This window comes from Streptosporangium sp. NPDC023825, assembly GCF_040639575.1.
GTDB lineage: Bacteria > Actinomycetota > Actinomycetes > Streptosporangiales > Streptosporangiaceae > Streptosporangium.
Genome location: NZ_JBFAAE010000023.1, coordinates 22,604 through 34,781 on the forward strand (window position 1 = coordinate 22,604; position 12,178 = coordinate 34,781).

A 12,178-nucleotide genomic window follows, 5' to 3' on the forward strand; every position below is an offset into this window, starting at 1 on the left:
CCGCTTGTCTTCATTCTTTCGCTGGGTAATCCTTGATTTGCGACACCGAGGCTGTGATATATCGCCAATTCGTATTTTCTGGTGATTCATTCGTGAGCACGGGACGTCGCACGGTTTCGCACTGCCGAGGCGGAGCTCGATGCCCGGTCGCCGGTGAACGCCCGCCGAACAGGTGACGGCAGGCACGACGCGCCGGGAGGCATGAATGAACGACGACGACACGCTGACGCTGCCCCCGCCCGCCTCGACGTCCCGGTCGACGTCCCGGCCTCCCTCGCGGCCGGGCGGCTCGCGGGCGGCTCCGATCCTGGGGCCCGCGTTCGTCGCGGCGATCGCCTACGTGGACCCCGGCAACGTGGCCACCAACCTGACCGCCGGGGCGACGTCGGGCTACCTGCTCGTGTGGGTCGTCGTGCTGGCCAGCCTCGTCGCGCTCCTCGTCCAGTTCCAGGCGGCGAAGCTCGGCATGGCGACCGGCAAGAGCCTGCCCCGGCTGTGCCGCGAGCGTTTCTCCCGCCGCGGCAGCCTCCTGCTGTGGCTGCAGGCCGAGGTGGTCGTACTGGCCACGGACCTGGCCGAGTTCGTCGGCGCGGCCATCGGGATGCAGCTGCTCTTCGGAATGCCGCCCGCGATGTCGGCGGTGGTCACCGCCGTGGTGGCGCTGCTCATGCTCCAGCTGCGGCGGCACGGCAGGACGCGGCGGTTCGAGCTCGTCAGCGCCGCGAGCCTCCTGCTCGTCGGGGCGGGGGTCGTCTACGACGTCTTCGCGGTGGGCCGGCAGTCCGTCACCGAGCTGGCCGGCGGGCTGATACCCCGCCTGGACGGCGGCGGCTCGCTGATCCTCGCCATGGGGATCGTCGGCGCCACCGTCATGCCCCACGCCATCTACCTGCACTCCGCGCTGGTGCAGGGCCGTGGATGGCCGGCCGGCGCGGCGTGGCGGCGGCCCGCGTCCGTCCGGCGGGCCCTGCGGATCGACTGCCTGCTCGGGCTCGGCACCGCCACGATCGTGAACGTGTCGATGATCGCCCTCGGCGCCGGGCTCGGGGCGGCCGCGGGCGGGGCCTGGACCGGCGACCTGTTCGCCGCCCACGAGGAGTTGCTGAACCGGGTCGGCGGCGCCGCCGCCCTCGCGTTCGCCGTCATGCTCCTGTCATCGGGGGTCTCCTCCTGCGGGGTGGGCACCCTGGCGGGAGACGTGGTGATGCGGGGCTTTCTGAACCTCCGGGTGCCGATCCAGCTGCGGCGCGTCGTGACGATGACACCGGCCGTCCTCGCCCTGGTGCTCGGCGTGCCGCTGACCAGCCTGCTGATCGTGAGCCAGGTGGTCATCTCGCTCGGCGTGCCCGTCGCGCTGTTCCTGCTCGTCCACTTCTGCCGCGACCGGTCGGTGATGGGCCCCCTGGTCAACGATCTGCTGACCACGCGGATCGCGGCCTGCGCGGGCGCCGCGGTCGCCCTGCTCGGGTGCTGCCTGCCGCTGACCTTCCTGTTCTGAAGGCTCCCGCCGTTCCGGAATTCCCGGCCGCGGATTCCCGCGACGAGACCCGGCCTCGCGCACGACACCGCGTTTCCACCCGCCCCACCTGTTCCGCCGGGACCGGGGGCCGGGGCTCCTCGCACCGGAGGCATCGATGAACACCGTCACCCGCGTCTCGTCCGGCTCGGTCGCCGAGACGCTCGACCGGCTCGAAAAGCTGATCACGGGCAGGGGACTGACGCTCTTCGCCGTCGTCGAGCACGACGTGGCCGCCGCGGCGGCCGGGCTGAGCATGCGGCCCGCCAAGCTGGTGATCTTCGGCGACCCCGCGGCGGGCACCCCGCTGATGGTCGCCGCGCCGCTGCTCGCCCTCGACCTGCCCCTGAAGATCCTCATCTGGCAGGACGGGTCCGGCCGTACCCTGGTCAGCCACGGCGACGTCGCCGAGCTCCAGGAGCGGCACGGCCTGACCGACGAGCAGACGGCGCCGCTGCGCGGCGTCGCGCTCCTCGCCTCCGCGGCCGCCGGCGCCTGACGGCGTGAACGCGACGCAGCGGTCGGAGCGGCGCGGGCACCCGGGCGAGCCCCGGCTCCCCGCCGCGTGCGCGGTGGTGGTCGCCGCGGCGCTGTACGCGGCGCTGCCGGGCAGGCTCATCGTCGGGCCGCGCTTCGTCATCCCCGTGCTGGAACTGCTGCTGCTGGTGCCCCTGATAGCGATCAATCCCCGGCGGATGGTCCGGGAGAACCGGTTGATGAGGCGGCTGTCCATCGCCCTCGTCCTGGTCATCGCGGTGGCCAACGGGGTGTCGCTGGTCCTGCTCGTCATCGAGCTGGTGTCCGGGCAGGTCAGGGAGGGCAAGCAGCTGCTGCTCGCCGCCGTCCAGGTGTGGGTGACCAACATCATCATCTTCGGGCTGGCCTTCTGGGAGCTCGACCGGGGAGGGCCGGTGCGGCGCACCCAGGCGAAGGGCGGCGACCTTCCGGTGGCCGACTTCCGCTTCCCGCAGGACGAGGACCACGACGCCGTCGCCGAGGTGGCGGCCCGGTCGTCGGCGGAGTCGGGATGGACGCCCGGCTTCGCCGACTACCTCTACGTGTCGGTGACGAACTCCTCCGCGTTCAGCCCCACCGACACCATGCCGCTGTCGGTGCGGGCGAAGCTCCTGATGGCCGTGGAGTCGGTGTCGGCGCTCATCCTCTCGGTGCTCGTCATCTCACGAGGTGTCGGCCTGCTGGGGTGACGCCTCCCGGACGGCTCTGGCGTGCCTGCGCCGCGCCACCGCCGTGACGAGACGCGGAGTGATCACCGAGATGATCAGGAGCAGGCCGGTGACGATCGACTGGATCTCGGTCGCCACGTCGTTGAGCATGAGCAGGTTGCGCAGCAGGCCGATGAGCAGCACTCCGGCGATCACGCCGCCCAGGGTGCCCCTGCCCCCGTCGAAGTCGACGCCGCCCAGGAGGACGGCGGCGATGACGGCCAGTTCCAGCCCGATGCCGTTGTCGGCGCGGGCGCTGCCGTACCGCAGGGTGAAGATCACCCCGGCGAAGGCCGCGACGGTGCCCGAGAGCACGAACAGGATCAGCTTGATCCGCTTGACCCGGATGCCGGCGAACCGCGCCGCCTCCTCCTGCGCGCCGATCGCGAACAGCGAGCGGCCGAAGCCGGTGGCGTGCAGCACCACGGCGGTGACCACGGCCAGCAGGACGAACAGCGCCACCGGGTACGGGATCGGCGTGCCCGGCACGTCGCCCACGGCCAGCTCCGTGTACTGCGCCGGGAACTCCGCGATCGCCCTGTCGCCCAGCACCACGTAGGCGAGGCCCCGGTAGAGCGCCAGGGTGCCGATGGTGACGGCGAGCGAGGGCAGCCCGAGCCGGGTCACCAGGAGGCCGTTGACCAGCCCGCACACCGCTCCCACCACGACCACCAGCGGAATGATCGTCTCGATCGCCCAGCCCGCGTCCCAGAGCGCGCCGACCAGCGCGCTGGACAGGCCCAGCACCGAGGCCACCGACAGGTCCACCTCGGCGGCCACCACCAGCATGGTCATGGCCAGCGCGATCAGCGCGATCTCCCCCAGGTCGCCGAGCGCGAACGACAGGTTGCCGACACTCGCGAAACCGGGCGATCCGGCCGAGCCGCCGATGAAGACGAGGACCAGCAGCAGGCCGACGAACACGTCCCAGCGGAGCAGGCGGCCGAGCGAGCCGCGCTCCGGCCGGCCGCCGGGCGGCACGGCCCGTGCCTCGGGCTTCACGGTCGTCACGTCAGGAGCCATGTCGGGAGTTCCTCCTCCGCAGTACCCGCGCGACCCGCAGTGCGAGCAGCCGGTCGACGCTGATCGCCAGGAGCAGCAGCGCTCCGGTGATGGCCTGCTGCCAGAACGGGTTGACCTTGAGCACGACCAGCGCGCTGGTGATGGTGGTGAGCAGCAGCGCGCCGAGCGCCGCGCCGTACACGGTGCCGACGCCGCCGGTGATCGCGACTCCGCCGACCACGACGGCGCTGACCACCTGGAGCTCCCAGCCGTTGGCGGCGTCGGCGACCACGGTGCCGAACCGCGACAGCCACAGCACCCCGGCCAGGCCCGCGAGCGCGCCGCTGAAGAGGTAGGCCCCCATCACCCGGCGCCGCACCGGCACGCCCGCCAGGCTCGCGGCCTCCGGGCTGGAGCCGATGGCGTAGAAGTCGCGGCCCGAGGCGTAGGAGCGCAGGTAGTAGCCGACGGCCAGCATCACCACGACGGCGATCACCGGCAGGTACGGCACCCCGAGCACCGAGCCGTTGCCCAGGGACAGCAGCGCCGGGGGCAGGTCGACGGCGTTGATCTGCCGCCCGTGGGCGATGTAGTGGTCGACGCCCTGGATCACGTACAGCGTGCCGAGGGTGACCACCAGGGCCGGCACCCGGCCGAAGCTGACCAGCAGGCCGTTGATCATGCCGCAGAGCGCGCCGATCGCGACGCCCAGCACGACGGCGAAGACGATGCCCCTGCCGTGGTCGGCGGACAGCAGGTCGCCGACGGTGAAGGCCACCAGGCCGACGACCGAGCCCGCGGACAGGTCGATGTTGCGGGTGATGACGACGACGGACTGGCCGACGGCGAGCAGCACCAGGATGGAGGCGTTGAGGAAGATGTCGGTCAGGCCCTGCGCGGACAGGAAGTTGCCGTTGGTGCTCGCGGTCACCGCGACCAGGACGGCCAGCGCCGCCACGATGCTCAGCTCGCGGGCCCGGAACACCAGGTCCACCAGGCCGCGGGCGCTCCGCCCGGCGGTGACGGCGCTCATGCGCCCTCCCCCGCCGGTCGCACGCCCTGGACGTTTCCCCCGATGCTCTCGGCGGCGCCCGTGCCCCGCCGTCCTCGAGGGCTCTCGTTCCGCCCGGTCACGAGGCCCTCCCGGTCGCCGCTGACATGACACTCTCCTCGGTGGCCCGCTCGCGCGGGATCTCGGCGACGAGCCGTCCCTCCTGCATGACCAGGACCCGGTCGGCCATGCCGAGCACCTCGGGCAGGTCGGAGGAGATCATCAGTACGGCGAGGCCGTCTGCGGCCAGCTGGGACAGGAGCCGGTGCACCTCGGCCTTGGTCCCCACGTCGATGCCCCGGGTGGGCTCGTCGATGATGAGCACGTCGGGGCCGGTGGCGAGCCACTTGCCCAGCACGACCTTCTGCTGGTTGCCGCCGGAGAGCACGTTGGCCGCGTCCGACAGCCGGTTGAACTTGAGCTGGAGCCGGATCGCCCAGTCGCGGGCGCGGTCGCGTTCGGCGGCGCGGGAGATCACCGGGCCGCGGCGCAGCGCCCTCAGGCCGGTGATCCCGATGTTGCGCTCGATGGAGTGGTCCATCACCAGGCCCTGCTGGCGCCGGTCCTCGGGGACCAGGGCCAGGCCCGCGGACATCGCGGCGGTCGGGGACGCGGCGGGCAGCCGCTTGCCGTTCACCTCGACGGTCCCGGCGTCCCAGCGGTCCACGCCGAAGACCGCGCGGGCGACCTCGCTGCGTCCCGCCCCGACAAGCCCTGCGAGGGCCACGATCTCGCCCCGCCGCACCTCGAAGGAGACGTCGGTGAACACGCCCTCCCGGGTGAGCCGGTCGACCTTGAGCGCCACCTCGCCGACCTCGGTCTCCTGCTTGGGGTAGAGGGTGTCGAGGTCGCGGCCGACCATTCGGCGGATCAGGTGCTCGTGCGTCAGGCCCGCGACCGGCTCGCCGGCGATCCAGGCGCCGTCGCGCAGCGTGGTGACCCGCTGGCAGAGCTCGAAGATCTCGTCCAGGCGGTGCGAGATGAACAGGACCGCACACCCCTGCTCGCGCAGCGCCTTGACCACGTTGAACAGCCGGGCCACCTCGTTGCCCGACAGCGCCGCGGTGGGCTCGTCCATGACCAGCACCCGCGCGTCCCGCGACAGCGCCTTGGCGATCTCGACGAGTTGCTGGTCGGCGATGGACAGCCCGCGGGCCGGCTGTTCGGGGTCGAGGGCCACGCCGAGCCCGGCGAACAGCTCCGCGGCGCGGGCGCGCATGGCCCCGCGGTCGATCCGGCCGAGCGTGCTCCTGGGCTGGCGGCCGATGAAGATGTTCTCGGCGACCGACAGGTCGGGAAACATCGTGGGCTCCTGGTAGATCACCGCCACACCCGCCCGCTGGGCGTCGGCAGGGTTGCCGAACTCCACCGGCTCGCCGTCGAGCAGGACCTGTCCGCTGTCCGGGCGGTGCACCCCCGCCAGGATCTTCACCAGGGTGGACTTGCCCGCGCCGTTCTCCCCGGCGAGCGCGTGCGCCTCTCCCGCGTACAGGTCGAGGGAGACGTCGCGCAGCGCCCGCACGGCGCCGAACGCCTTGCTCACCCCGGCCAGCGCCAGGACCGGAGGGGGCTCGCCGGAGGGCGGCCGGAGTGGCGTCTCTCCCTCGTCCGGTACGGTCACCGCGCCACCTCTTCATTCCCTAAAAACGTTTTAGTAGAATGAGCGGACGCTAATCCCGGCCGCCTCCCTTGTCAATGGGGAATGAAAGCCTCGTTTCCAATGCGTTACGCCATCCCGCAGGTGAGGCGGGACCGGGCCGGGCACCGGCCTTGGAGAAGGTCTCACCTAGATCGAGTAACACGTTTTAATCGACGCCGGGACCGGGGTGGCCACGACGGCCCGGAAGGTCGCAGGGGCGGCCCGGCCCGCTCCCGGCCCGCTCCCGGCCCGCCCGACGGCGGGACGGCCGGTCCCGGCATCCCCGCGGGGGCGCCGGACCCCCGTACCCGGCCTCTCCCCGCGCTCCAGGCCCGGCTCCGCTCCCGTCGCCCCCGTCGCCCCCGTCATCCCCTCGCTCCCGCCGTCCTCGTCCCCCCGCCATCCCTCGCTCCCGTCGCTCCCGTCATCCCCTCGCTCCCGGAGCGCCGAGCCTGGCGGACCCACCGGGCCGATGGCCCCGGCCCCAGCCCCGGCCCCGGCCCGCGGTTCTCCAAAACCACCACCGAGGGCTGTGACCTGCGGATATCCGGGCCGGAGGGCCTCGCCGGACACGCCGGTGACCTCAAATCGGAATAACCTGCGGCAGACGTCCGTTAGAGTGATCGTGCCGATGTGGTTTGTGTCCCCCGGGCCGCAAATTACCGCCTTCACGGAATACCGTTCGGCTGGAGCCGTGTTGTGCCTCTCGCCGAGGAGGCGACCGCCACATCGGCACCAAACGTCACGCCCCGTGAGCCCTCCCGGCCCGCGGGGCGTTTCTTTTCCTCCGTGACCGGTGGGGGTTTTCACCGGTTTCGCCCTGGAAAAGAGCGGCGGCGATGGAGGAGGGCTACAAACCTGGGCGCTCCGCTTGTGCGGGTGCGTACAACCGTCGGCCGCCGGGCCACCACCTAGTGTTGGGTAACCCGTCTCATGAGGAGAGCCCGTGCTCTATCGCCTGACCAAGATCGTCGGCGGCCCGGTCCTGCACCTGCTCTGGCCGACCTCGGTCACCGGGCACGAGCACGTTCCCGTCACGGGTCCGGCCATCATGGCCTCCAACCACCTGTCGATCCTCGACTCGACCTTCCTGCCCCTGGTGCTCAAGCGCCAGGTGCGCTTCGTCGCCAAGTCCGAGTACTTCACCGGCAATCCCGTCACCGCGATGTGGATGCGCGCCACCGGCCAGATCAGCATCGACCGGCAGAGCCCCACCTCGGCCCAGGACATGCTCGACGCGGCGGCGGAGGTGCTCAGGAAGGGCGAGCTGTTCGGCATCTACCCGGAAGGCACCCGTTCCCCCGACGGGCGCCTCTACCGGGGCAAGGTGGGCGTCGCCTGGCTGGCCCTGGCCACCGGCGCGCCGGTGCTCCCGGTGGCGATGGAGGGCACCGGCGAGGTGCTGCCGATCGGCGCCGCGAGGCCCAGGCTCGGCCGGGTGAACGTCCGCATCGGCAAGCCGATGACCTTCACCGGCTCCGAGACGAGCGCGCGCGACCGGCGCAGGGTGACCGACGAGATCATGTTCGCGATCCAGGAGCTGTCCGGCCAGGAATACGTGACGAGCTACGCACCCAGTCGCACACAGGCCAAGTGACCATTTATCCATATATGTCGCGTTGGTCACGCTAGGCTGCGGCCCTGGGGAAAAGAGAACTGGGGGATCAGGTGGCACGGGGCAAGACGATCGCGATCACATCGGCAGCCGTCGTGCTGGTGGCGGGGGCCGCCGGCGGCGGCGCCTGGTGGTACCTGCACACCAGGGGAACCCCCCAGGAGACCGCGGAGCGGTTCGTCGGCGCCTGGCAGGGCGGCGACCTGGCGGGCATGCGCGCCGAGCTCGGAACGCCGGACCCGGCGTTCGCCAAGGCGTACGACGGCATGCGCAAGGCTCTCGCGGTGGAAAGCACGACGGTACGGCTCGACGGGGTGCGCGAGACCGGGGACGGCACGGGACAGGCCTCCTACACCGCCACGCTGCGGCTCAAGGACGTCGGCGAGTGGAGTTACTCCGGCAACGTCGACCTGGCGGTCGTCGACCGGCACTGGCGGGTCAAGTGGTCGCCCAGCGCCGTCCACCCCGACCTGACCGCGACCACCGCCTTCGCGCTGAGGACGAAGTGGCCGGAACGGGCCGCGATCACCTCGGCGGACGGCGACCGCATCGACGGCTCCGACGTGGGCGGCTCGGTGCAGCAGCTCGTCGGCTACCTGGAGAAGGCCACGGCGAAGAGCGTCGCGAAACTGGGCGTCCCCTACAAGGTGGGTGACGCGGTCGGCGCGAGCGGACTGCAGCACACCTTCCAGGAGCGTCTGGCCGGCACCCCGGACACCGAGATCGAGCTCGTCGGCCCGGACAAGAAGACGGTCAAGAAGCTCGGCACGGTCGAGGGCAAGAGCGGCGAGGCCCTGGAGACCACCCTGGACATGCGGGTCCAGCGGGCCGCGGTCGAGGCCGTCCGCGACCTGAAGAAGACCGCCGCCCTGGTCGCGATCAGACCCTCGTCCGGCGAGATCCTCGCGGTGGTGAACAACCAGGGCGGCTTCAACCGGGCCCTGGACGGCAACTACCCGCCCGGCTCGACCTTCAAGGCGGTCACCACCGTGGGGCTGCTGGCCGAGGGGATGAACCCTGGCGATCGGGTCACCTGCCCCAAGAACGTCACGGTCGGCGGCCTGCCGATCCGAAACTCCGAGCACGCCGCCTACGGCTCGGTGTCGCTGTCCGACTCGTTCGCCTACTCCTGCAACACCACCATCGCCCCACTGGTCAAGGAGCGGCTGGGCGCCGACAAGCTGTTGAGCACCGCCGAGCTGTTCGGTTTCAACAAGCCGCTCGACATCGGTGTCGCGGCCGCCAAGGGCAGCTTTCCCAGGGCCGAGAGCGACGCGGAACTGGCCGCGGAGTCGTTCGGCCAGGGACGGATCACCGCCAGCCCGCTGATGATGGCCTCGGTCGCCGCCGCGCTGGCCGACGGCACCTGGCGCCCGCCGACCCTGGTCCCCTCGATCAAGCAGGAGGCTCGGCCGCAGGCCCTGCCCGAGGCCGTCGTGCCGGAAATGCACCGGATGATGTCCGCGGTCGTCACCAAGGGCACCGCCAAGAACGCGGGCCTGCCGCAGGGCACCCGGGGCAAGACCGGGACCGCCGAGTACGGTGAGCAGGGCGATCTGAAGACCCACGCCTGGTTCATCGGCTTCCGCGGCGAGGTGGCCTTCGCGGTGATCGTCGAGGAGGGCTCGGGCGGCGGCGCGGTCGCCGCCCCGGTGGCCGCCGACTTCCTGCGCGCCCTCGGCTGACGGCGCCCTCGGCCCGCGGCGCTCTCGGACGGTAGCGCCCTCGGACGGTAGCGCTCTCAGCCGGCGGTGCTCTCAGGTGACAACGTTCCCGGCCGGCGGCGCCCTCCCGGGAGGGCAGGGGTTCCTCCCGGGGTGACCCGCGGCGACGGGAGCCTGCGGGACCGGTGCCGGAGCCTTCCCCCTGACCTCGAAGTCGATCATTACCTTCAAGGTATTGTCGCGATCACGGGGTCATGTGAAAGCCTTCACAAAGTATCCCCCTGCCGTTGGGACCGCCTCATGACGATCCTGATCACCTCATCACTCGAATCGTTCACATCGCCCGCGTCGCCCACGTCGCCCGGGTTTCAGGCGCCCGGCCTGGAACTGTTCGACTTCCCCCCGCTGTGGGCGGGCGCGCCGTACTGGCTGACCAAACCGATCCTGATGGCCGTCCTGGCCGCGACCCTGGTCTGCGGCGTCTGCTGGGCCGCCTTCGCCAACCCCAAGGTGGTGCCGCGCGGCCTGCAGAACGTGGTCGAGCTGGGCTACGTGTTCGTCCGCGACCACGCGGCCCGGCCGTTTCTCGGTAAGGACACCGACCGGTGGATGGGCCTGCTGCTCAGCGTCTTCTTCCTGGTCTGGGTCTGGAACCTGATGGGGGTGGTCCCGCTCGTCCAGATCCCCGTCTCCTCGTTCCTGGCCTTCCCCGCGGTGATCGCCGTGAGCGTCTACGTCCTGAAGATCTATCTCGGCGTCACGCGGCACGGCGTCGTCGGCTATCTCCGCGGGCTGATCCCGCGCGGACTGCCCGTTCTGGCGTACGTGCTGGTCATCCCGCTGGAGCTGCTCTCCACCTTCGTGAACTCGCTGTTCGCGCATATGCTGCGGCTGGCCGCCAACATGTTCGCGGGCCATCTCATCCTGGCGTTCTTCAGCATGGTCGGCTTCTGGTTCCTGTTCGAGGAACCCACCTTGCCGGGCGTGCCGGTCGGTGTGGCCGGCGTGCTGATGGCGATCGTCATCACGGCCCTGGAGATGTTCGTCCAGTTCCTGCAGGCGTTCCTGTTCACGTTGCTGACCGCGATGTTCATCGGCACCGCGCTCAACCCCGACCACTGACCGGTCCCCCATCGCCCCGCACGACCGGGACCAGACGCCCTCCGGCCGTTCCCGGTCTCCACGCGCCCCGCACCGCGCCACCCGCCGCCGTCACCCGCGCCCCGGCGATCACGGCGGCGGCCGCGGTGCGGGGTGACGCGGCGGCCGCGATCACAGCGGGAGGGCCGCGACCGCCTCGTGACGCAGGACCATGACGAGAAGCGTGACGATCAGTGTCGCGATCAGCAACCAGCTGAACATGATGACGACCGTGGAGCGGCGGAGACGTCTGGCGGATCGCCCTCGCCCCTTGCCGGTGCCACGCCCGCGGCCGCCGCCCTCCTTGCGCTGGACACGCTCGTTGAACGACTCCAGCCGCGCGGCGAGTCGCGGGTCCTCGTCGATGAGGTGGCGCTCGATCTGCAGCAGCATGCGCTCCTCGTCTTGTGACCAGGCCATGCATCACCTCCCCGGAACGCAAGCCGTGTGCGGACGTTCTGCCCAATCGTGAAGATCATTATCCTTTCCGAGGGCTTCGATTTACCTCTTCTTTTCACGGGCGCAATCCGAGCACGCGATCATGCCCTCGCACGGGGGACGGCGCGGCGCCGGCGGGGTGTCGGGCGATTCCCAGCCTTCTCCGCGATCTCGACATTCCACCACCCCGACCTCCCTTCATCACGCCACGCGAAGGCCGGGGCGTTCTCCGTGGTGCCACCTCCGCGCCCGGCTGCGATGCATCGTCAAGCCCTCTTGACGTCAAGCCCTCTTGACGAAAGACTGGGGACATGTACACGCCGGACAGCCTCGAAGGCGACTTCACACTCCTGACCGCCGCCGCCCGCTACGACGAGCTCCGCGTGCGCGACGCGCTGGCTCCGGCGGCGGGCGACGCCACCGGCGGGGAGCACCCCGACGACCCCGATGACCCCGCCGATCCCGAGGTGCCGTCCCTCACCCGCGACGAGGTGCTGGAGCTTCTCGCGCTCGGGGAGGTGGTCGCGCGCAAGGCGGGCTACGGGCGCCAGCTCGCCGTACGGTCCGCGCGGGCCGCGGGCGCGTCGTGGTCGCAGATCGGCGCGGCCCTGGGCACGAGCAAGCAGGCGGCGTGGGAGGCGCACGGCCGGTGGATCGACGACCAGGCCGAGCAGCACCGGCGCAGCGGCTACGAGGGCATGAGCGAGCGCGACGCGGCGGCCGCGCGAGCCCTCGCGGGAGATCCCGACGGCGAGGGCCGGGCATGAGCGAGAGCCCCGGACCGAGCCGCCGGCCGCGCTCGCGAACGTGACCGTCTTCGCGTCCGCGCCGTGACCCACGCCGTACGGCGGCTCACCGAGCGGGGCAGGGCGGGGAGGTGGCGCGGGGCC

General features: G+C 71.4%; 11 protein-coding genes. 7 read left to right on the plus strand and 4 right to left on the minus strand.

Annotated elements, in window-relative coordinates:
- Positions 1-205: 205 nt before the first annotated feature.
- The 3 genes from AB0G15_RS20970 to AB0G15_RS20980 all read left to right on the plus strand — a co-directional run bounded on the left by AB0G15_RS20970 (position 206) and on the right by AB0G15_RS20980 (position 2,721).
- Positions 206-1,498 (plus strand): Nramp family divalent metal transporter, encoded by a 1,293-nt coding sequence (locus tag AB0G15_RS20970; RefSeq protein ID WP_362842108.1) that lies wholly within the window; start codon positions 206-208, stop codon positions 1,496-1,498.
- Positions 1,499-1,634: 136 nt separating this feature from the next.
- A complete protein-coding gene (locus AB0G15_RS20975) occupies positions 1,635-2,015 on the plus strand; it encodes a DUF302 domain-containing protein (protein ID WP_362842111.1) in 381 nt (126 codons plus the stop codon).
- Positions 2,016-2,019: 4 nt separating this feature from the next.
- On the plus strand, positions 2,020-2,721 hold the full coding sequence (locus tag AB0G15_RS20980; RefSeq protein ID WP_362842112.1) for a hypothetical protein: 702 nt from the start codon (positions 2,020-2,022) through the stop codon (positions 2,719-2,721).
- Here AB0G15_RS20980 and AB0G15_RS20985 read toward each other — a convergent pair.
- From AB0G15_RS20985 to AB0G15_RS20995, 3 genes are all read right to left on the minus strand, one after another.
- A complete protein-coding gene (locus AB0G15_RS20985) occupies positions 2,695-3,762 on the minus strand; it encodes an ABC transporter permease (RefSeq protein ID WP_362842114.1) in 1,068 nt (355 codons plus the stop codon). The two genes, AB0G15_RS20980 and AB0G15_RS20985, sit on opposite strands and share 27 nt — an antisense overlap.
- Positions 3,752-4,774 (minus strand): ABC transporter permease, encoded by a 1,023-nt coding sequence (locus tag AB0G15_RS20990; protein ID WP_362842116.1) that lies wholly within the window; start codon positions 4,772-4,774, stop codon positions 3,752-3,754. Before AB0G15_RS20990 ends, AB0G15_RS20985 begins: the two co-directional genes overlap by 11 nt.
- A gap of 97 nt (positions 4,775-4,871) precedes the next feature.
- Positions 4,872-6,335, minus strand: coding sequence for a sugar ABC transporter ATP-binding protein (locus AB0G15_RS20995; protein ID WP_362842332.1), 1,464 nt, complete (start codon positions 6,333-6,335; stop codon positions 4,872-4,874).
- 1,042 nt (positions 6,336-7,377) lie between these two features.
- On the opposite strand from AB0G15_RS20995, the gene AB0G15_RS21000 reads away from it, so the two are divergent.
- From AB0G15_RS21000 to AB0G15_RS21010, 3 genes are all read left to right on the plus strand, one after another.
- Positions 7,378-8,028, plus strand: a complete 651-nt coding sequence (locus AB0G15_RS21000) for a lysophospholipid acyltransferase family protein (RefSeq protein ID WP_362842118.1) — start codon at positions 7,378-7,380, stop codon at positions 8,026-8,028.
- Between the two features lie 71 nt (positions 8,029-8,099).
- Complete coding sequence (locus tag AB0G15_RS21005; protein ID WP_362842121.1) at positions 8,100-9,731, plus strand: penicillin-binding transpeptidase domain-containing protein; 1,632 nt, start codon at positions 8,100-8,102, stop codon at positions 9,729-9,731.
- A 279-nt stretch (positions 9,732-10,010) separates the two neighbouring features.
- Entirely contained in the window at positions 10,011-10,832 is an 822-nt protein-coding gene (locus AB0G15_RS21010) for a F0F1 ATP synthase subunit A (protein ID WP_362842124.1), read from the plus strand.
- 150 nt (positions 10,833-10,982) lie between these two features.
- Here AB0G15_RS21010 and AB0G15_RS21015 read toward each other — a convergent pair whose 3' ends face one another.
- Positions 10,983-11,270 (minus strand): DUF3040 domain-containing protein, encoded by a 288-nt coding sequence (locus AB0G15_RS21015; protein WP_362842127.1) that lies wholly within the window; start codon positions 11,268-11,270, stop codon positions 10,983-10,985.
- A 329-nt stretch (positions 11,271-11,599) separates the two neighbouring features.
- On the opposite strand from AB0G15_RS21015, the gene AB0G15_RS21020 reads away from it, so the two are divergent.
- Entirely contained in the window at positions 11,600-12,055 is a 456-nt protein-coding gene (locus AB0G15_RS21020; RefSeq protein ID WP_362842130.1) for a hypothetical protein, read from the plus strand.
- Positions 12,056-12,178: the final 123 nt, after the last annotated feature.